General features: G+C 62.0%; 20 protein-coding genes. 9 read left to right on the top strand and 11 right to left on the bottom strand.

Annotation, left to right across the window (positions count from 1 at the left end):
• Window positions 1-125 precede the first annotated feature (125 nt).
• The 3 genes from DCO57_RS08675 (at window position 126) to DCO57_RS08685 (ending at window position 3,026) form a co-directional block, all read left to right on the top strand.
• The gene (locus DCO57_RS08675) at window positions 126-1,124 is read left to right on the top strand and encodes a TRAP transporter substrate-binding protein (protein ID WP_116698493.1); all 999 of its coding nucleotides are present in this window, start codon (window positions 126-128) and stop codon (window positions 1,122-1,124) included.
• A gap of 116 nt (window positions 1,125-1,240) precedes the next feature.
• Window positions 1,241-1,756 carry a TRAP transporter small permease gene (locus DCO57_RS08680; RefSeq protein WP_165814691.1) on the top strand — a complete coding sequence of 172 codons (516 nt, stop codon included), beginning with the start codon at window positions 1,241-1,243 and terminating at the stop codon, window positions 1,754-1,756.
• A complete protein-coding gene (locus tag DCO57_RS08685; protein WP_116698495.1) occupies window positions 1,749-3,026 on the top strand; it encodes a TRAP transporter large permease in 1,278 nt (425 codons plus the stop codon). Before DCO57_RS08680 ends, DCO57_RS08685 begins: the two co-directional genes overlap by 8 nt.
• Window positions 3,027-3,180: 154 nt before the next feature.
• Here DCO57_RS08685 and DCO57_RS08690 read toward each other — a convergent pair whose 3' ends face one another.
• The 8 genes from DCO57_RS08690 to rph form a co-directional block, all read right to left on the bottom strand.
• Window positions 3,181-3,609, bottom strand: a complete 429-nt coding sequence (locus DCO57_RS08690) for a hypothetical protein (protein ID WP_116698496.1) — start codon at window positions 3,607-3,609, stop codon at window positions 3,181-3,183.
• A gap of 59 nt (window positions 3,610-3,668) precedes the next feature.
• Complete coding sequence (locus DCO57_RS08695; protein ID WP_208977859.1) at window positions 3,669-4,379, bottom strand: SprT family zinc-dependent metalloprotease; 711 nt, start codon at window positions 4,377-4,379, stop codon at window positions 3,669-3,671.
• A 174-nt stretch (window positions 4,380-4,553) separates the two neighbouring features.
• Window positions 4,554-4,982, bottom strand: coding sequence for a DUF2852 domain-containing protein (locus DCO57_RS08700; RefSeq protein WP_116698498.1), 429 nt, complete (start codon window positions 4,980-4,982; stop codon window positions 4,554-4,556).
• Between the two features lie 162 nt (window positions 4,983-5,144).
• On the bottom strand, window positions 5,145-5,837 hold the full coding sequence (locus DCO57_RS08705) for a glycosyltransferase (protein WP_116698499.1): 693 nt from the start codon (window positions 5,835-5,837) through the stop codon (window positions 5,145-5,147).
• A gap of 150 nt (window positions 5,838-5,987) precedes the next feature.
• A complete protein-coding gene (phaZ, locus tag DCO57_RS08710) occupies window positions 5,988-7,658 on the bottom strand; it encodes a polyhydroxyalkanoate depolymerase (RefSeq protein ID WP_116698500.1) in 1,671 nt (556 codons plus the stop codon).
• 222 nt (window positions 7,659-7,880) lie between these two features.
• Window positions 7,881-9,044 (bottom strand): radical SAM family heme chaperone HemW, encoded by a 1,164-nt coding sequence (gene hemW / locus DCO57_RS08715; protein ID WP_244287911.1) that lies wholly within the window; start codon window positions 9,042-9,044, stop codon window positions 7,881-7,883.
• Window positions 9,045-9,049: 5 nt separating this feature from the next.
• Window positions 9,050-9,688, bottom strand: coding sequence for an RdgB/HAM1 family non-canonical purine NTP pyrophosphatase (gene rdgB / locus DCO57_RS08720; RefSeq protein ID WP_116698501.1), 639 nt, complete (start codon window positions 9,686-9,688; stop codon window positions 9,050-9,052).
• Window positions 9,689-9,700: 12 nt separating this feature from the next.
• Entirely contained in the window at window positions 9,701-10,414 is a 714-nt protein-coding gene (gene rph / locus DCO57_RS08725) for a ribonuclease PH (RefSeq protein WP_116698502.1), read from the bottom strand.
• Window positions 10,415-10,559: 145 nt separating this feature from the next.
• Between rph and hrcA the strand changes: the two genes are divergently transcribed.
• Together hrcA and DCO57_RS08735 are read left to right on the top strand one after the other, a co-directional pair.
• Window positions 10,560-11,648, top strand: coding sequence for a heat-inducible transcriptional repressor HrcA (gene hrcA, locus DCO57_RS08730; protein ID WP_116698503.1), 1,089 nt, complete (start codon window positions 10,560-10,562; stop codon window positions 11,646-11,648).
• Between the two features lie 68 nt (window positions 11,649-11,716).
• Entirely contained in the window at window positions 11,717-12,520 is an 804-nt protein-coding gene (locus DCO57_RS08735) for a molybdopterin-synthase adenylyltransferase MoeB (RefSeq protein WP_116698504.1), read from the top strand.
• A 111-nt stretch (window positions 12,521-12,631) separates the two neighbouring features.
• Here the strand turns inward: DCO57_RS08735 and secB are convergent, their stop codons facing one another.
• Window positions 12,632-13,132, bottom strand: coding sequence for a protein-export chaperone SecB (secB, locus tag DCO57_RS08740; protein ID WP_116698505.1), 501 nt, complete (start codon window positions 13,130-13,132; stop codon window positions 12,632-12,634).
• A 175-nt stretch (window positions 13,133-13,307) separates the two neighbouring features.
• Here secB and DCO57_RS08745 point away from each other — a divergent pair, with 175 nt between their 5' ends.
• From DCO57_RS08745 to DCO57_RS08760, 4 genes are all read left to right on the top strand, one after another.
• The gene (locus DCO57_RS08745; protein ID WP_116698506.1) at window positions 13,308-14,654 is read left to right on the top strand and encodes an ActS/PrrB/RegB family redox-sensitive histidine kinase; all 1,347 of its coding nucleotides are present in this window, start codon (window positions 13,308-13,310) and stop codon (window positions 14,652-14,654) included.
• Window positions 14,655-14,727: 73 nt separating this feature from the next.
• Complete coding sequence (locus DCO57_RS08750) at window positions 14,728-15,285, top strand: ActR/PrrA/RegA family redox response regulator transcription factor (protein WP_116698507.1); 558 nt, start codon at window positions 14,728-14,730, stop codon at window positions 15,283-15,285.
• 226 nt (window positions 15,286-15,511) lie between these two features.
• Window positions 15,512-17,347 carry a hypothetical protein gene (locus DCO57_RS08755; protein WP_116698508.1) on the top strand — a complete coding sequence of 612 codons (1,836 nt, stop codon included), beginning with the start codon at window positions 15,512-15,514 and terminating at the stop codon, window positions 17,345-17,347.
• Between the two features lie 177 nt (window positions 17,348-17,524).
• Window positions 17,525-19,213, top strand: coding sequence for a cache domain-containing protein (locus DCO57_RS08760; RefSeq protein WP_116698509.1), 1,689 nt, complete (start codon window positions 17,525-17,527; stop codon window positions 19,211-19,213).
• Between the two features lie 70 nt (window positions 19,214-19,283).
• Here the strand turns inward: DCO57_RS08760 and coaA are convergent, their stop codons facing one another.
• Together coaA and DCO57_RS08770 are read right to left on the bottom strand one after the other, a co-directional pair.
• The gene (coaA, locus tag DCO57_RS08765) at window positions 19,284-20,249 is read right to left on the bottom strand and encodes a type I pantothenate kinase (RefSeq protein WP_116698510.1); all 966 of its coding nucleotides are present in this window, start codon (window positions 20,247-20,249) and stop codon (window positions 19,284-19,286) included.
• Between the two features lie 45 nt (window positions 20,250-20,294).
• Window positions 20,295-20,618 carry a phosphoribosyl-ATP diphosphatase gene (locus DCO57_RS08770; protein ID WP_116698511.1) on the bottom strand — a complete coding sequence of 108 codons (324 nt, stop codon included), beginning with the start codon at window positions 20,616-20,618 and terminating at the stop codon, window positions 20,295-20,297.
• Between the last annotated feature and the right edge of the window lie 10 nt (window positions 20,619-20,628).

Raw genomic sequence — 20,628 nt, forward strand, 5'->3', positions numbered from 1 at the left:
CAAATACTATAAGTATTAATCGTTTGAGCGCGCGGAGGCTTGCCTTTATTCAAGAGGCTGTTGGCCGAAGCCTTTTGTTTTTCAATTGCACCCTCCCAGGTCATCGAACGAGATTGGATATCGTCATGAGAATGAGAATTGCAGGCGGAGCCGTCCGCGGTCTGATTGCCGCCGTCATGGTCGCCGCGACGGGTATTGCGTCCACGTCTCCGGGTTTCGCCGAAGACAAGATCCTGAAATTCGCGCATGTTTTGCAGGCCAATCACCCCTATCACGACATGGCGCTCAAGTTCAAAGAAGAGCTCGAAGCGCGCAATGTCGGTCTTGCCGTCGAGATCTTCCCGGCCGCCCAGCTGGGCAACGAAAGCGAACTGATCAGCGGCCTGCAACTGGGCAGTGTCGACATCGCCACCATCACGTCCGCGGTCACCGCCAATTTCGTACCGGACTTCCAGGTCTTCAGCCTGCCATTCATCTTCCGGGACGCCGGTCACCTGTTCCGGGTCATGGACGGTGAAATCGGCGACGAAATGGCCGCCAAAATGCGGGATGCCGGTCTGATCAAGCTCGGTTACGGCTACGGCGGCACGCGCGATCTCTACACCAGCACGGCTGTCCATAGCCTCGACGATCTGCAGGGCCTGAAGATCCGCACGATGAAGAACACCGCAATTATCGACACGTGGAACGCTCTTGGCGCGGTCGCCACCCCGGTCGCCTGGTCCGACGTGCCGATCAGCCTCAAGCAGGGCCTGATCGACGGCGGCGAGGGAACCGGCGTGAGTTACCGATCCATGACCTTTTATGAGGATACCAAATACTTCAGTCGCCTGGCCTATATCTTCAGCTGGCACAACCTGATGATGTCGAAGATCACGTTCGACGGCCTGACAGGTGAACAGCAGTCAGCCGTTCTCGATGCGGCCAAGATCGCAGAAACCTACGAGCGAACTGCGTTCCTCGATCAGGAAGCAGCGCTGTTCGCCGACCTCGCCTCCAAGGGCGCCGAGATCATTACGCCGGACGACCGCGACGACTGGATCGCCAGGATCGAGGACGTCTACGCACGGAACGCCGACGACCTCGGCGGGATCGAGCGGATCAAGGCGATCCAGAACTACTGATGACCCGAAACTGCTGACTGGCGAAAGACGCCGGTTGCACGAGCTGTCGATTCGGTCTCCCGACGCACCAGCCACAGGCATGCGCTGCCTGTGGCGCCCTCCATCGGATGTTTCCAATGACAAATCCCTCTGACCAGACAAGCGATCCTTCGCCGATTCGTCTTGGACTCGGCTATGTGGAAGCCTCCATAGCTGCCTTCATGCTGACCGTCATGGTCGGCTGCACGGTTCTTCAGGTCGTTGCCCGTTTTGCTTTCAGGACAGGCCTTTCCTGGACCGATGAGGTCGCCATGTTTTCCTTTATTTGGGCCGCCCTCATGGGGGCAGCGCTGGTGATCAACACCGGTGGCGCCCACCGGATCGACGCATTCGTCAGGCTGCTACCCGCACGCCTCCGCCGAGCGGTGCTGGCGCTTGTCTACGCGACAATCCTGACGGCGCTAATCCTGCTGATCGTGTATGGCGTGAAACTGCTCGGGGTCGTTCACTTCCAGAAATCTTCGATCCTGAAGGTGAACATGTCCTTGATCTACGCCTCCCTGCCGGTCTCGGCAGCCCTCATGCTCGCGGCGATGCTTCTGGACTGGCGGGTCTACCTCAAGGACGCTGCAGGAGTGGGCCGGGATGGCTGAGGTTCTCTTCCTGACCTTCGCGGTCTGCCTCCTGCTGTCCATGCCGGTGGTCTTCTCGCTTCTGGTCGCGAGTATCGTGGCGATAGTCTGGGGTGGTTCACTGCCGCTTACGATCGTGCCGCACAAACTCGTCTCCGGCATCGATTCCTACCCCCTGCTTGCTATACCGTTGTTCATCGTCTTCGGCGAGGTCGTCAACAAGGGTGGTATCGGGCGGCGTATCGTCGATTTCTCCCAGGCTCTTGTCGGCTCCTTCCGGGGCGGGCTGGCCCATGCCAATGTCACTGCCAGCATGTTCTTCGGCGGCATTTCCGGTTCCGCGACCGCAGACAGCGCCGCAATCGGATCCGTGCTGATCCCGGCGATGAAAAGAGGCGGTTATCCGGCGCCGTTCTCCGTCGCGGTCACGGCCACCTCCTCGATCATCGGCATCATCATTCCACCGAGCGTCGATCTCATTCTCTATGGCTGGCTGACCGACACGCCCATGGACGAACTCTTCGCCGGAGGCCTCTTGCCGGGAGTCCTGATCGGCTTCGCGCTGATGGCCGTTGCCTATATCATTTCCAGGCGCAACGGTTACGGCGTCCGCCAGCCCTTTTCGTTGCCCGAGCTGGTACGCAAAACCGGCGACACCTTTCCGGCCCTGGTGATGCCCCTGATCATCATTGGCGGTATTCTGGGAGGCATCTTCACAGTTACGGAAGCTGCGGCGGCGGCCATCGTCTACGGACTGCTGATCACCTGGGGCTACTATCGGGAGCTGAGACTCGCCGATCTGCCGCACCTGTTCACGGACGCGGCCAAGACCATCGGCCAGGTCATGTTCCTGCTCGGTACCGCCAAGGTGTTTGCCTATGTCATGACGGTTGAGCAGGTGCCGCTGAAGCTGTCGCAAATGCTGTTCGAGGTGCTGCCATCCGGCGAATTGTTCGCCTTGAACGTCATTCTGATCTGCCTGGTCGTCGGCCTCTTCCTGACGCCCGCGATCGCGACGATCATCCTGACGCCGATCCTTTTTCCCGCGGCCCAGAGCTTCGGCGTCGATCCGGTTCATTTCGGTTTGATGCTGGTTTCCGGCCTTGCTCTGGGCCATGTGACCCCGCCCGTGGGACTGACCCTTCTGTTGAGCGCCAGCATCGGCGGCATCACCGTGGAACAGGCCTTCAAACCTTTGCTGCCGTTTTTCCTGTTGCTCGTCGCCATCGTGTTACTGATCGCCTATGTGCCCGAGATCACGCTGCTGATCCCGCAGGTGATGCGAGGCTGACCGGTGTTTTCTGAGTCTCGCCAGCGTTGGAATTCGTCTTCGGCCCGGTTGATCTGTCCGATGGCGGCTTTCGCAGAAGACCGCGAGCCGGCGAGCGGGTTCTCGACCGACGGGTCTGCCGAAGACCTGGGGAACTGAGATCGCACCTCCGCCGTCAGCAGTTGTAGCTGTAAGTGAAGACCAGAGTGTCGGTGACAAAGCTCCCGGTCGGCCGGCACTGCTGAAAAACCTCGCGGGTGCCGCTGACCGTGACCTGCAGCTGGTCGCCGCGCACCGGCCCCTCGACGAAATATTCGAGCGGATTGCCCGGGCAGTGTCTGGAAAAGACCCGCGCCATGCCGGATTGCCAATTGCCCTGCTTGACCCCGTTGAACAACAGCGTTCCGGGCCGGACACCGGCGGTGCGCAGGACAGTCCGGGGAACTTCGAAGGACAGCCAGCGCTGATTGCCCTGAGCCTTCAGGCGCATGATCGATCCGTTGTGGTTCCAGCAGCTGTCGGCCGCGGCCGTGCCTGCCATCGCCAGGCCGGCCAGAAGCGGCAGGATCAGTCTTCTGACGACGGATATTCCGAAAAACCGCATGACTTGCCCGCATATTCCTTGCGGCAGGAAGGCACATCCCTCGGCACTTGCATCGGGTTTCAGCCGTATCCGTGCAGCTGAAGGCCGTTTTCCTTCAGCCAGACGCGCGCTTGCGGTGTCTGCGGCGCCAGCTGTTCGCAGAGACGCCAGAAGCGGGCGGAATGGTTCATTTCCTTCAGGTGTGCCACCTCGTGGGCGGCCACATAATCCAGAATGTCCGGGGGAGCGAGAATGAGGCGCCAGGAAAAGGACAGCCGGCCGTTTGAGGCGCAGGACCCCCAGCGGCTCTTCGTGTCGCGGACGCTGATCGCGGCAATCCTGCTGCCGATGGTAGTGGCGTGAAACCCGGCGCGCCGTGTCAGGTCGGCACGCGCCTGTGTCTTGAGCCAGGCGGTCACCTTGCGCGGAATGTGATCCTCCGCGCCGGGCACGAACAGGGCCGGGTTTCCGTCTTCCGTGCGGCCCACCGATATCAGGCCCCTCAGCTTTCCCGTCGGGAGAATGACATGACCTTCGCCGCGCAGGGGCACGATGTCTCCCGGCAGGAAGGACACATGGTCCGATCTGTCCTGCAGGCGCTCCACCAGCCAGTCGATATGCTGGCGGGCGAAGCGTTCCGCGCGCGCCAGATTGCCGCCGCGCGGAACGGTAAGAACAGGACCGGACCTGTCTGCGGGAAGGCGGAGCAGATACCGCTGCGCCCTCGGATTGGCCCGCAGGCGGATTCGCACCGCAGCGGTGTCCGTCTGAATTTCGATATGATCTGGCAATTTGTTTTTGCCGGGGCGTAGCAGCATGAACAGGGGATGTCCGAACGAATCAAGTCAGCAAAAGTCTAGAGGAGAACGGCCGGCCGATAAACGGACGAAAGCGGCGCCTTGGGGGCGCCGCTTTCGGTCATGCCGGTCCCGGACGGGAGGTGAGGCCGACACCGGGGAAGGGGATCAAAGAGGCGCCGCGTCCGTGCCACCAGCGCTGCGGCCGTGGTTGGACATGAAGCGGTCGAACTCTTCCTGATCGCGCGCCCGGCGCAGTTCCCGGAGGAAATCGTCGAAATCGGCGCGCATCGCGTCGAGCTTCGCCCGTTCTTCTTCCAGGCGCTTCAGTTCGCGTTCGCGATAGTCGTCGAACGCAACGTTTCCGGTGCGGGCATAGCCCGTCGTATTTGACATCTGATCGAAGGCTCCCTTCAGCGGGCTTCCCCGCCACTGATCCCTGGCGTCGCGGAACATTCCCTCGAAGCGGTCCCCCCAGAGAATGTAGGCGAGCATGGCAAGGCCAAGCGGCCAGAAAACCACGAACCCCAGAACCATCAGACCGATGGTCGCCGGCGTCCAGGCAGGTTTGATCATGCAACTTTTGGCTGTTGTCATTGTCCTATCCATTTGTGACATCCACCACAGTGAAATGGGGATTGTCCCTCGAAGCTTCAAGGATTCCGGGCAGGAGGGCCGATGACGCGGGATGCGGAAAAACCCGGCGGATGGCTTTTCCTGCCGGGTCCAAATCCTTGTATCTCCAGAGAGAATGCGGCTTCAGTCGAACGGGCCGTCAATCACGTGCTGGGAGGAATAATTGGCCAGGAGCTTTTCGCGATGCCACTCCGCCGCCATCGGCGCGTTGGCATATTCGTGGAAACAGGGCGTGCCCAGCGTGAAATGAAGCAGCTTGGCATCGGGATTGGCGCCGAATTCATCCGGCAGCCAGTTCCATTCGATCGGCAGTTCGCCGATCAGATCGTCTTCCAGCCAGGTGAATCGATGCAGCTGGGCACCGGTGGCGTTCATGACGAATTCGGGCGTCACCTGCCGGTTGGCCGGATGACCGCAGTTCCACAGCACCACACTCGACCAGTTCTTGCGCGGGTAGTTTTCGTTCTTCGAGCCGAGATACTTGGTGGTCTGCCGGGTCTTGTAGTCGTGATGGACGCACATCACGGCCTTGCTTTCGTCGCGCATGGCGAACAGCTTGGCGATGTCGTCCCGCACGATCATGTCCCCGTCCATGAACAGTGCCCAGCCATTGTAGTTCATCAGGTGGGGGATCAGGAACCGGCTGTAGATGAAGTGATTGGAGCCGTCCGCATGGGTTTCCTGATAGGTCTTCAGATTGCTGAGCGAGAGCGGCGTGATTGCCAGAACGTCGCTCGACTGCCGCGTCAGGCTGTTGACGCAAACATGATAGGCAACCGCTTCCCGCGTATCAAACCCGATAAAAATATTCAGCACGATAGAACCTCCGGCCTCGCTGCATGAGCGAACTTGTATTGGGCGGACGTTAGGGAATCAATAGCGTGGATGGCAACCCGATGAAAACCGGTTCGCAGGCTGCAGGCCTCCTGAACGGGCGCCTGCAGCCGGGGAAGAGCGCCGCCGCCGTCAGCTCACCTTTTCGGACAGTTCGCGCGCCTGTCCGATCCAGTTGTCGCGGGCAATGCGCCCGCGGAAATCGAGCTTGCTGTCGAGCGCGTCGATCTGCTCCGCCGTCAGAGAGGCGATCTGCCAGTAATGGAAGATTCCGGCCTCGTTCAGGGCGGATTCCAGTTTCGGACCGACGCCGCTGATTGCCTTCAGGTCGTCGGCGACGCCCTTGGGCCTGGCCAGGAGGATATCGTCCAGCGAACCGGACGAAGCGGCCCGGGGAGTGGCCTTCGGTTTTCCGGTCACGGGCGCCTTCTTGGCGACGGCCGGCTTTTTGGCCGGTGCCGGGGCGGCAGCTTTCTTGGCGACGGCCGGGGCCGACTGTGCCTTTTTCTTGATATCCGTGCGGTTGGACCGGATGAAATCCATCACCCGCGGAGCGATTTCGGCGCGCCAGCGCGAGCCGTTGAAGACGCCGTAGTGGCCGACATTCGGCTGCTCGTAATGGGTTTTCATGTCGTCCGGCAGTCCGGTGCAAAGGTCGATCGCCGCCTTTGTCTGGCCGCGGCCGGTGATGTCGTCCTTCTCACCTTCCACCGTCAGCAATGCGGTCCGGCGGATCTTCGAGCAGTCCACCAGATGGCCATTGTGCGTCAGGGTGCCGTTCGGCAGCGCGTGCTCGATAAAGACCGCTTCCACGGTCTGCAGATAGAATTCCGCGGTCAGGTCCATGACCGCCAGGTATTCGTCGTAGAAATCGCGGTGCTTTTCCGCATTGTCGCCATCGCCTTCCACCAGATGCTGGAAGAAATCGCGATGCGCGGTCACATGGCGATCCAGGTTCATGCTCATGAAACCGGACAGCTGCAAAAAGCCCGGATAGACATCGCGCATGAACCCCGGATGAGGGAAGGGCACCTTCATGATGACGTTGCTCTTGAACCACTCGATGCCCTTGGAAACCGCGAGATCATTGACGGCGGTCGGCGCGACGCGTGTGTCGATCGGTCCGCCCATGAGTGTCATGGAGGCGGGAACATAGGGGTCTTCCCGGTCTTCCATCACCGCGACGGCGGCCAGAACGGGCACGGACGGCTGGCAGACGCCGATCACATGGGTATCCGGGCCGAGGGCGTGCAGCATCGAGATGATATAATCGATATAATCATCAAGATCGAACTTGCCGTCCTGGATGGGCACCATGCGGGCATCGATCCAGTCGGTGATATAGACATCCGCATTCGGCAGCAGCGCCTCGACCGTGCCGCGCAGCAGCGTCGCGTAGTGACCGGACATCGGGGCGACGACCAGGATCTTGGGATCGTTGCGCTGCGTGGTCACACCGCGTTCGAAATGGATGAGGTCGCAAAAAGGCCGGCTCCAGACGATGTTTTCGTGAACCGGGACGCGGACACCGCCCACGGAGGTGTCCTTCAGGCCGAACTCGGGCTTTCCATAACGCCGCGTCGCCCGCTCCAGTACCTCGCAACCCGCCGCGACCTGCCGTCCGTAGCCGGTATGTGTCAATGGATTGAGCGGGTTCTGGAAGTAGAGCTTGGTCATGTCGGCCATGGCCCTGAACGGGGCCATCACTGCGTGGTTCAGCTCGTAAAGGTGATAAAACGGCAACGGCACGTCTCCTTTGAGTGCGAAGCCGCCGCCAGCCCCCTTGGCGAATTTCGAATACATCATCGCGGCCTGCCTGTTATCGCAGTTTCTATTGCATCGCAGCAGGATAACTACCCGAACCGCTGGCCGCAATACTGCTATTTGTTATGCGTTTGCGCACCTAAGGAGTCAGGATCACGGCGGAACTCACTTTCACGGGCAAGTTCTGTGCGGTGCAAAATCAAAGATAGGATATTTGAATCAGTTTGGTAGAGCAAATCGCAGAATGGCGCGATGCGCCCCTCAGGAAGCGAGATCGGCGACCACCGCATCGAGCACGAAAAAACCTTCCCGTGTGGCTCTGACCCGGTTTTCCCCCAGTTCCTCAACCATTCCGTGTTCCAGAAGCGCTTGCAGGCGGTCCGGATCAATGGCCCTATGGGAAAACTGCTCATAGCGGATCAGGTCGATGCCCTCGGTGAGCCTCAATCCCATCAGCAGGAACTCGTCTCCCTGCTCTTCGGCGCCGAGACCGGCATTTTCGATCATGCCGTGGCCGTGCTGCTCGACGTTTTCCAGCCAGGTCTCCGGATGAAGCTCCGTGGCGGTGGCAAGCCGGTTTGCACCGACCGTCAGCCGTCCGTGAGCGCCCGGTCCGACGCCGACGTAATCGCCATATCGCCAGTAGACCAGATTGTGCCGGCATTCGGCGCCCGGCCGGGCATGGTTCGACACCTCATAGGCCGGCAAGCCCGCCTCTCCGGTCACATTCTGCGTCAGCTCGTAGAATTCCGCACCGAGATCCGCGTCCGGCATCCTGAGTTTGCCGGCGTGATAAAGCGTATGGAAGCGGGTGCCTTCCTCGATCGTCAGCTGGTAGAGTGACAGATGGTCGGCAGCAAGCGCGATGGCCTCCTGAAGCTCCCGTTCCCACCCGGCCAGCGACTGGCCAGGACGGGCATAGATCAGGTCGAAGGACAGACGGGGAAAGGTAGCCCGGGCGGTTTCGATGGCCTTTCGGGCCGTCTGCGCGTCATGGAGGCGACCCAGCAGCTTCAGGTCCGTGTCGATCAGCGACTGCACGCCCAGGGAAACGCGGTTGACGCCGGCGGCCCTGTATCCCCGGAACCGCTCGGCCTCGACCGAGGAGGGATTGGCCTCCATGGAAATTTCGACCTCCGGATCCAGCGCCCAGTGACCGGATATCGCGGTCAAGATGCGCTCCACCGTCGCCGGTGCCATCAGGGACGGGGTGCCCCCGCCCAGGAAGATCGACTGAACGGTGCGGCCTTTCGTCAGTTCGGCGAAATGAGCCAGTTCCCGTTCGAAGGCCGCGGCGAAACGGGCCTGGTCGACCGGCTGATGGCGGACATGGGAGTTGAAATCGCAGTAGGGGCACTTGGCGGCGCAGAACGGCCAATGCACGTAGATGCCGAACCCGCCGGCCTTCGATCCTGGCTCCACCAAAATGCTCACCCTTCCAGACAGCCGTCCGCGAACAGCTGAAACGCGCGAGCGCGATGGGAAAGCGCCGGCGTGTCCTTCGACCAGCCGTGTTTTTCCTCGGACGTCATTTCACCGAAGGTCCTGTCGCGTCCATCGGGCAGGAACATCGGGTCGTAACCGAACCCCTGCGTGCCGCGCGGCGGCCAGACCACGTCACCTTCCACTTCGCCGCGGAACAGCTCCTGATGTCCGTCCGGCCAGGCAAGACACAGAACTGCGACGAAGGAACCGCGCCGCTGCTCGGGCGCCGTCGCGCCGAGGGATTGGAGCTTTTCCTCGATCGTGCGCATCGCCATGGCAAAGTCCTTGTCCGGACCGGCCCAGCGGGCGGAATAGATTCCGGGATCGCCGTTCAGCGCCTGCACGCAGAAACCGCTGTCATCGGCCAGGGCCGGAAGACCCGACGCCTGCGCAGCGGCCTGCGCCTTGAGCGCGGCATTCGCCTCGAATGTCAGCCCGGTTTCCTCCGGTTCCGGCAGATCCAGTTCACCCGCAGAGACGACGTCGAACCCGAAGGGCCGAAGAAGCTCGTTTATTTCGCGGATCTTGCCCTTGTTGTGGCTTGCCACAACAAGCTTGCCAGGCACGAGTTTCCGGTGACTCATTCGCTCGGATCCTTAAAGAATGGCCATTTTCTGCAGATCGACGAGCCTGCCGATGCCGGACTTCGCCAGGCCCAGCAGCTGTCCGAACTCCTCTTCCGAAAAGGGCGCGCCTTCCGCCGTTCCCTGGATCTCGACGATGCCGCCGGAACCGGTCATGACGAAATTGGCATCCGTCTCCGCCGTGCTGTCCTCGGCATAATCCAGATCGAGCACCGGTGCGCCCGCATAGATGCCGCAGGAGATGGCCGCGATGTGGTCCTTGAGAACCTCCTTGGTGACCATGTCGCGGGATTTCATCCACTCAACGCAATCCCTGAGCGCGACCCATGCGCCGGTGATGGAGGCCGTGCGCGTGCCGCCATCGGCCTGGATGACATCGCAATCGACCGTGATCTGCGCTTCGCCCAGCGCCTCGAGATCGACAACGGCGCGCAGCGAGCGGCCGATCAGACGCTGGATTTCCTGGGTCCGGCCGGACTGCTTGCCGGCGCTTGCCTCGCGGCGCATCCGATCGCCGGTCGCGCGCGGCAGCATGCCGTATTCAGCCGTGACCCAGCCCCGGTTCTGACCGCGCAACCAGGGCGGAACCCGCTCTTCCAGGCTGGCGGTGCACAGAACGTGCGTATCCCCGAACTTGATCAGGCAGGAGCCTTCGGCGTGTTTGGAAACACCCCGCTCCAGGGTGACGGCACGCAGTTCATCGGCAGCGCGTTTGGACGGACGCATGAATATTCCTTTCAACCTTGGCTCGGCGGAAACGGCTGTTTCCCCCCGATCTTACCGGCCTTGTAGACCCCAACTTCGCCCGCCGTAAAGGCCCAGCTTCACGTCTGGCCCATTTTGCGCCTATATCATGTGAGAATGACGTCTTTTGATCCCTGAAAGTGGTCAATCAGCCGGAGAACATGCCTTGAGTCTCAGCGAGCTCGACAAAAGATCCCGCGAAATTTTCCGCTCGATCGTGGAAACCTATCTGGAAACCGGCGAGCCGGTCGGCTCGCGCAATGTGTCCCGCAGTCTGTCCATGTCCCTGTCGCCGGCCTCCGTGCGCAACGTGATGGCCGACCTCGAGCATCTGGGCCTGCTGCATTCACCCCATACCAGCGCCGGGCGCCTGCCGACGGAAATCGGCCTGCGCTTTTTCGTGGACGCGCTCCTGGAGGTCGGTGACCTGACCCAGGACGAACGCCGCGCCATCGACGTACAGGTCAAGGCCTCGCAAAAGGCCAATTCGGCCGAACAGGTGCTGACGGAAGCCAGCCAGATGCTCTCGGGCCTTTCCATGGGCGCCGGTGTGGTGCTGACCCACAAGAGCGACATGCGGCTGAAACACATCGAATTCGTGCGCATAGAGCCCCAGAAGGCCCTGGTCATCCTGGTGAGCGAAGACGGGTCTGTGGAGAACCGGGTGATCAACCTGCCGGCCGGACTGCCGTCATCGGCCCTCGTGGAAGCGTCCAACTATCTCAACGCCCAGATCCAGGGCCGCACCATCGCCCAGATCCGCGCGCAGCTGGAACAGATCCGGGACGCGGACCAGGCCGAACTCGACCTGCTCAGCCAGAAGGTCATCAACGCCGGACTGGCGGTGTGGAGCGGCGAGGCCTCCGACGATCCCGGGACGCTGATCGTGCGCGGGCGTTCCAACCTGCTGACGGATCTGGATGCGGTCGAGGATCTGGAGCGCATCCGGCTTCTCTTCGACGACCTGGAAAACAAGAAGGATCTCATCCAGCTTCTCGGCCTTGCCGAAAAGGGGGACGGTGTACGCATCTTCATCGGCTCGGAGAACAATCTCTTTTCCCTGTCCGGGTCGTCCCTGGTGGTGTCGCCCTACCGGGACAGCAACCAGCGCATCGTCGGCGTTCTGGGCGTCATCGGTCCCACCCGGCTGAACTACGCCCGGGTGATCCCGATGGTGGATTACACCGCCCGGCTGGTGAGCCGGTTGCTGGGGTAGGAGCTTGCCCGGCAATCTTCACGCCCTTGACGTCTTGAGACCAATGAACATCGCGAGCAGGAGCAGACATGCTTTCCCCAGCCGAACTTGAACGCTACGCCCGCCATATCGTGATGCGGGAAATCGGCGGAGCCGGACAGCAGAAGCTGAAGAACGCACGGGTTCTGGTGATCGGCGCCGGCGGGCTCGGCGCGCCGATCCTGCACTATCTGGCCGCCGCCGGTGTCGGAACGCTCGGGATCGTCGACGACGACACGGTTTCGCTGTCCAACCTGCAGCGCCAGGTGATCCATGACACCACCCAGCTCGGCGAACCCAAGGTCGCCAGCGCCGCGGAGGCGATTGCCCGGCTCAATCCGAATGTGAAAGTCATCCCGCATCCGACACGCCTGGCCGGGCACAATGCCATAGCGCTGATCTCCGGCTACGATCTGGTGGTCGACGGCACCGACAACTTCGACACGCGCTATCTGGTTTCAGACGCCTGTTTTTTCGCTAAAAAGCCCCTGGTGACTGCCGCCGTGGGGCAGTTCGACGGCTCGATCACCACGCTCAGGCCCTTCGAGACCGGTCCGGACGGCGCGCCCAACCCGACCTACCGCTGTCTCTTCCCGCAAAAGCCGCGCGACGGCCTGCTGCCGACCTGCGAGGAGGCGGGGGTTCTGGGTGCGCTGACCGGCATCATCGGCGCGATGCAGGCCATGGAGGCGGTCAAGGAACTCACGGGGACAGGCGAGGGGCTCGTCGGCAGGCTGGTAATGTTCGACGCCAGAAGTTTCCGCATGGAAACGGTGCGCTACAGGCACTCCCCGAAGAACCCGCTCAACGGCGACACCCCGAAAAGCTGGGCGGAGATTCTGGAGGACGCCTGACCTTGCGGGGCCAAGGCCAATGCGCTTCGGGATAACATGAAGATCCGCGTACAAAAAACCCGCGCTGGCGATGGCCGACGCGGGTTTCAAACATGCTGAGGCAGGACGTTCTCAGTTCGGCTTCTGCTCACCGGTCTGCTGGGCCGCTGCCTGCTGCGCCATGTTCTGGCGGTAGAGCTGGGCGAAGTCGATCGGGTCGAGCATCAGCGGCGGGAAGCCGCCGTTGCGTGTGGCTTCGGACAGAATGTTGCGGGCGAAGGGGAAGATCATGCGCGGACATTCGATCATGACGAACGGATGCATGTGCTCCTTCGGAACACCGGTGATCTTGAAGATGCCGGCATAGACCAGCTCGACATTGAACATGACCATGTCGGGACGTTCGGCCTTGGCAGTCAGGGTCAGGACGACCTCGAACTGGTCGTCTCCCATCTGCTGCGCGCCGACATTCACGTTGATATCGAGCTTCGGCTGCTCGCCCTGTGCCAGCGAACGGGGGGCATTCGGATTCTCGAAAGACAGGTCCTTGATGTACTGGCCAAGGATGTGCATTCCCGGCGCTGCGTCGCCTTCCGCCTGCGGCTGTGCGCCGCCGTCATTGGTGTCGGTCATCGTGTCTCATTCCGTTTCGCGGTGCTGATCTGATTTACTGGGCCGGAAATTCCTCCGGCCGGCCGCCGGCCCGCGCCATCCGGACAACCCTGTCAGCGGCTGGCTACCATCTACGCAGGGCTGGCACAAGTACCACGGCCTTGCCAGCATCCGGATTCGGCTGCAAAAGAAACATATGTCCGATCAACCCACCTCCCATATCACCTTGCCGCACCGGCGGCTGAAACTCGACACGCTGGTTCGCCTGCGCTGGCTTGCCGTGGGCGGCCAGACAGCGGCCCTGCTCGTGGTGCATGTGGGGCTCGACTATCCCCTGCCCGCAGGCGCCGCCTTCGCCATGGTGGCGCTGTCGGCCTGGCTGAACATCTTCCTCAAGATCCGCTGGCCGTCGGCCATGCGTCTTTCGGAGCGGGCCGCCACCGTGCAGCTCGCCTACGATATCCTGCAGATGAGCGGCCTGCTGTTGCTGACCGGAGGCCTGGGCAACCCCTTTGCCTTCCTGCTGATGGCCCCGGTCATGGTCTCCGCGACGGGCCTTTCGGCCCGTTACACCTTCATCCTGGGAATTCTGGCGACCGGCTGCGCCACCGTGCTGGCCTTCTTCCACATGCCACTGCCCTGGCCGGAGGACGAAGTGTTCCGGCTGCCGGTCGTCTATTCGGTCGGGATCTGGATCGCCCTCGTCTCGACCCTGGGCTTCATGGCGACCTATGCCTTCCGGGTCGCCGAGGAGGCGCGGCAACTTGCGGACGCATTGGCCGCAACCGAACTGGTGCTCGCCCGGGAGCAGCATCTCAACGCCCTGGACGGCCTGGCGACCGCGGCCGCCCATGAACTGGGAACGCCGCTGGCCACCATCTATCTCGTCGCCAAGGAACTTTCAGACGAAATCGACAGCGATGACGAGCACGCCGAGGACGTGGCCCTGATCCGGTCGCAGGCCGAACGCTGCCGCGGAATCCTGCGGCAGCTCACCAGCCTGTCGAGCGAAAAGGACCGCACCTACCAGCGCATGCCCGTGTCACAGCTTCTCGAGGATGTCATCGACCCGCACCGGGGAACGGGCGTCGCCATCCATTGCGCCCTCGAGGGCACGGGAAACGAGCCGGTCGGCACCCGAAACGCCGCGATCCGTTACGGTCTGGCCAATCTTGTCGAGAATGCCGTCGACTTCGCGGCCTCGAGCGTCGATATTTCCGCCAGTTGGGACGAAAAGACGCTGTCCATCTCGATCCGCGATGACGGTCCGGGCTTTTCCGTCGACATGCTCGGCAAGATCGGCGATCCCTATGTTTCGATACGCGGCGGGAAATCCCCGCAAAAAGGGACCGGCGGGGGGCTGGGCCTCGGGATCTTCATTGCCAAAACCCTGCTGGAGCGCACAGGTGCCAAGCTCAGTCTCGACAATCAGGCGCCACCGCAAACCGGAGCGCATATCCGCGTAAGCTGGCCGCGTGAGGTATTCGAACATGACGGCAGAGTGGACGAAGCGTCGTTTTCGCACCATAACAGCAACAACTGATACAAAATGACATGATGTGCCGCCGCCCTCCGACCGGTTTGCGGCACACGGCAGGAATAAACGGTAACGCGACATGACGGATCACACTACGTCCTTTCCCGCCACGGAAGACATGAGCCTGCTCATCGTGGATGACGACAAGCCGTTTCAGCAACGTCTTGCCCGCGCCATGGAAAAACGCGGTTTCGAAACGGAAACGGCGGACGGCGTCCAGGATGCGGCGGTCAAGATCGCGCGCCACGCCCCGGCCTACGCGATTGTCGACATGCGGCTGGAAGACGGAAACGGGCTGGACGTTATCGAGAAGATTCACCAGAAACGGCCGGAAGCCCGCGCCATCGTGCTGACCGGATACGGCAATATCGCAACAGCGGTGACCGCGGTGAAGCTCGGCGCGATCGACTATCTGGCCAAGCCGGCGGATCCCGACGACATCCTTGCCGCCCTGGCCCGTGAACCGGAGGACAAGGCACAGCCGCCCGAAAACCCCATGTCCGCCGACCGGGTGCGCTGGGAGCATATTCAGCGGGTGTATGAGCTCTGCGACCGCAACGTGTCGGAAACCGCGCGGCGGCTCAACATGCACCGGCGCACGCTGCAGCGCATTCTCGCCAAACGGGCGCCGCGCTGAAATCGTGAAATATCAAGAGCTATCGGGACCCGGGGCCGGTGTTAGCCGGATGCAGGGTTGCCCTTTCCGCGCCACTTTGCCTAAGTAATCCCGTTCGGTGGTTCCCCGGAACATCCTGCGGTCCGGTCAATCCGGCCCCGGTGGTCCAACAATTTCAGATCGATCGACCTGCCGCCGTTCATGGAAATGGATGCGGGTCGATCCAGCGCTCCGATGGAGATCGCACATGCGGCACAATGCTGCTCATGCCCGTTTCGCACCCGTGCTGACATCCGGCCTCCTCGCGGTTTGCAGCCTCGTCCTGCCGTTTTCCGGCAGTATTGCCCACGCCCAGTCCGTTCCGGAAACCCTGCGCATCAACGTGGACCCGCCGGAACCGGGCATCCGTTCGATTACCGTCAACAAGAAGTACCGGCCGATCATCAGCCGGGACGGCAATGGTGTCGTCATCGACACCATGGGCAGCGACAGCAAGCTGCCACCCTGTGAGGTGAAGCTGGAAGTCACGCTCGAAAACAGCCGGGTCCTGCATCGGGACGCCGATATCTGCAGCGGCAACACCCTGGTGGTGGATGTCTCCAGCGACGGCAAGCCCGGTGCTGCGGCGCGGGTGGTGGGAACCAATTCGGGAACCGCCGCCGGGCCCGTGTCCGCCACACCGTCCGAGACCGCCACCCGGCCGCGGGCCGACACCCCGTCCGGACGGACTCCGGCGGACGGCGGCGAGTCCACCATCACCTCAATCGACCCGCCCGACGGTTCGAATGGCCTTGAGCCGCTCGAGCGTGTGGACACCCCCATTTCGACGCCGGATCAGGATGGAACGGACACGGCGCGCGTCTCCGGCGAGCTGGAAACCCTTGTGCGTGAAAGGCTTTCAGGCGGAGGGGGCGGTAATGCCCAGCCGGTGATGGTCACGCCGAGGCAGGACCGGGAATGGTTCGCGGAACCGGGCCTGCAGCCGGGGACCCTGACCTTCCTTCAGCATACGGTTGCCCAGACGGACGACCGGGATTTCCGGGCCGAATGCACGGCCCAGTCCGGTTTCGCCAGGCTGATGTTCCAGCAGGCCCCGGCCGGTCTTCTCGAAGGCATGCCGCAGGCCGTGCGCATCAGCGCGGGCGACTTCGAAGCCACCTACAACGCCTTCGGCTCCTCGGCCCTGAACGAAGCCGGCCGGTCCCTGCCGGAAGTCAGTATCGAAATGAGCGACCCGCTCTGGGAGGAGATGATCCGCCAGACCGAACTGTCCATAGCCGTGGAAGGCATGCCGGCATATGCGGTTTCTCTGCGTGGCAGCGCCAATCCGGTGCGCCTGTTCGTGGCAACCTGCTCCCTGCCGCAGCAGATCGTGTCCGATGAGGCCTTCGGCGTCCCGGGACAGGAGGCCGGCTCCGATCTTTCCTGCGCCGAACTTGGCCGTGTCCGCTCCCTGGAGGCTGTTCGTCCCGGCCAGATCGTCTTCCGCAACGCAAGCCGTCAGCCGATCGAAATACACTGGATCGACTACCGGGGTGGCGAGCGGCCCTATGCGCGGCTTGAGCCCGGGCAAATTCTCGAGCAGCAGACCTATGTATCGCATGCCTGGTCCGTTCGCGGCGCGAATGGCGAATGCCGCGGGATCTACGTGACGAAGACTCCCTATCGGGAGGTCGTCATCAACGGCCCCGCGAATTTCAATCCGGGCGGCGGCAATTTCAACGCTCCCGTCAGCGGCCCGGGCGGATTTCCGAACGCTCCGCAGAACAACGGCTTCCCGACAGGCCCGGTTCCGCCTGCCGATATCCGCGGTGCGGCCCAGGCTCCCGTCGGTCAGCTGGCCGCCCGGACGAATGTCGCCGACTATCTGTGCACCGCCGGCATCGACCTGAACGTGGTCTTTTCTCCGGACGGTCAAAGCGCAACCGTCGCGGAAATGGGCTATGGCGCCGTCACCCTGCAGCGGGCGGGCAGTGCCAACACTTTCTATTTCGAATCACAGGGACATATCCTGAAGGGACAGCTGCAAAATGCAACATGGTCGCGCCCGGGCCTCAGGGATGTTTTCTGCGCCCGCCGCTGACTGTCAGGGTGCCACAATTCGGTTTCACGGTATTTGTACCTACCTTCTTAAAGTTGTGTGATTGTAATTTGTTACAATTATACAACTTTATTCTTGCAAGGCGTCGGATCTTAAGAAATTCGTCAAGTGTTTCGCGGATTTATCCTCGGTATGTAAGTCGAGAGAAAGAATCCGATCATGTCCTTTGCACGTTGGCCAATTACCTGGAAAATTAGCCTCCCCATTGCAACGATCCTGGTGTTCACGGTCGCGATCTGCGCCGTCAGTCTGAACAGCCTCTATGCGGCGATGTTCGAAGAGCGCCTTACGAAAATCAAGGACATCGCAGACGGCGCCGTCTCCATCGCTACCCACTTTCACGGTCTCGAACAATCCGGCGAGATGAGCCGCGAAGAGGCGCAGGCAGCAGCGAAAGTCGCGATCAGTGCGATCAGGTTCGAGGGTGACAACTATCTCTTCGCCTATGACTATCAGGGCCTTACCCTGATCCACCCGAAAGCCTCGCTCATCGGCACGAGCATGATGGGTTTCGCGGACCAGACCGGCGTCAAGATCGTTGCCGAACTGATCAACGAGGCGAAAGCCGGCGGCGGTTCGCTCACCTATTTCTGGCCGCGCGCCAACAGTGAAGCCGCCCTCGAAAAAATCGGCTGGGGTGCTAACTTTCAGCCCTGGGGCTGGATGGTCGGCACCGGCGTCTATGTGGACGACCTGGATTCGGCCTACTGGAGCTCCGCCACAACGATCATCGCCCTTGCGGTCGTCGGCGCGCTGATCGCGGTCGCCATTGCCGTCGTTACCGTTCGCAACACGGTGCGGCCCCTGCGCGCCCTTACCGCAAACATGAGCACGCTGGCGGAAGGCAATACGAACATCGTGATTGACGGCACCGACCGCGGCGACGAAATCGGTCAGATGGCGGCAGCCATGGAAGTCTTCGTCCGCAACGAATCCGCAAGACGCGAGCTGGAAGACCAGCAGAACAATGCCCAGGAGGACGCCGCCCGCAGAGGTGCGGAAATCCAGCATCTCAGCAGCGAGTTCGACCGTCAGATCACCGAAATGATGGGCATCATCGACAGCTCGGTGCAGAACCTGCAGGCGGCCTCGAGCGACATGACCGGCGTTGCGGCCCAGACAACCGAGCAGAGCGGCCTCGTGTCCAACGCCTCGTCCCAGGCCTCTCACAACGTGGAAACCGTTGCCGCCGCCGCGGAAGAACTGTCCGCATCGGTCAACGAGATCCGCAGACAGGTCCAGGCTTCCAGCGAAATCGCAGCCCGCGCCGCCGGCGAAGCCCAGTCGACGAACCAGCGCATGAACGGCCTGTCCGAGGCTGCCACCCGGATCGGTGAAGTCGTGACCCTGATTCAGGCCATCGCCGAACAGACCAACCTGCTTGCGCTCAACGCGACCATCGAGGCCGCCCGCGCCGGCGAGGCCGGCAGGGGCTTTGCGGTCGTGGCTTCCGAAGTGAAGGAACTTGCGACGCAGACATCCAAGGCGACCGAAGACATCTCCAGCCAGATCACCGCGATCCAGGAAGAGACCGGCCATGCCGCAAGCGCGATCTCCTCGGTGACCGAGATCATCAACAACATGAACGAAATCGCCTCTTCCATCGCTTCCTCTGTCGAGGAGCAGGGGGTCGCAACGCAGGAAATCGCAAGCAACGCGACCGAAGCCTCGCGCAGCACGGTCGAGGTGACGACAAATATCGAGTCCGTTTCGACAGCAGCGGAAAACACCCGCGACACTGCAGAGAAGGTGGATTCCTCCGCCCAGCAGCTGAAGGATAACGCCTCCATGCTGCGCAACCAGGTTGCCACCTTCCTGGAGGAAGTCCGCAAGCGCTCCGCCGCCTGACGGAAAACCCGTACCGGATAGACAACGCCCGCGGCCGGAAAAGCCGCGGGCGTTTTTCGTTCAGGGGAGGTCAGATCTTGCGCAGCGCGACCTTGGAAATCCGGTGGCTGGCGTTTTTCGACAGGATCAGGTCGGCCCGCGGCCGGGTCGGCAGGATGTTCTCGCGCAGGTTCACCAGATTGATCTCGTTCCAGATCCGGTGGGCAGTCTCCTGAGCCTCCTCGTCCGAAATGCGGGAATACTTGTGGAAGTAGGAGCCGGGATCACGGAAGGCCGTCTCTCTCAGCCGCATGAACCGATCAACATACCATTTGCGCAGCAGTTTCTCGTCCGCGTCGATATAGACCGAGAAGTCGAAGAAGTCCGAAACGAACGGCACGGCGCGGCCGTCCTTGGGCAGTTCCCGTGTCTGCAACACGTTCAGACCCTCGACGATCAGAATATCCGGCCTGTCGACGGTCACCGTATGGCCCGGCATGACGTCGTAATAGAAATGCGAATAGACCGGCGCCCTGACCTGGCGCTTGCCGGCCTTGATGTCCGACAGGAATTTCAGCAGCCGGGGCCGGTCGAAACTCTCCGGAAAGCCCTTCTTGGACATCAGGCCCTCGGCTTCCAGAATCGCGTTCGGGTAAAGAAACCCGTCGGTGGTGATCAGGTCCACCTTGGGACTTGCCGGCCAGCGGGCCAAAAGTTCGCGCAGAACGCGGGAGGTGGTGGACTTTCCCACGGACACCGACCCGGCGACGCCGATGATGAAGGGGGTCTTGCCGTCGCGCGTCTGGAGAAAGTTCTGGGTGGCCTGGTAGATGGTCACCGCGGCTTCCGCATAAAAGGCGAGCAAGCGGGACAGGGGCAGATAGATCGTCTCCACCTGCTCGATGGACATGGGCGCGTTCAGGCCCTGCAGCTGGGCGACCTCCTGGGCGGACAGGGTCATCGGCGTGTCGGCCCGCAAGCGGGCCCACTGGCGTTCGGTGAACACCCGATAGGGGGACAAATCCATGTCCAGGGCCGTGGCGACTGTCTGATCCATCTCTATCGCAGTCCCTGCTGCTGCGGCTGACCGCGGAAACCGTCGTTATTCCTGCGGCCGGGAGGCCTTTTCCTCAAGACCGGTCTGGGCCGTACGTCTGCCGAGTTCTGTCATGACATCCCCCAGAGGAACATTGGAGACGTTCAGGACCACCAGTAAATGATAAAGCACATCAGCGGCTTCGGCCGTCAATTCTTCCCGGTCTTCCCGAACCGCGGCAATGGCCGCTTCCACCGCTTCCTCTCCCAGTTTCTGGGCGCATTTGGCCACGCCCTTGCCGACAAGCTTGCGCGTATAGGACATCTCGTCGCTGCTTTGCGCGCGGGCTGCCACTATGGCGTCCAGATCGTCGAGAGTGAACTTGGTCATTAGGCTAGGT

The sequence above is a fragment of the Labrenzia sp. 011 genome (assembly GCF_003075075.1).
In the GTDB taxonomy this organism is placed as follows: domain Bacteria; phylum Pseudomonadota; class Alphaproteobacteria; order Rhizobiales; family Stappiaceae; genus Roseibium.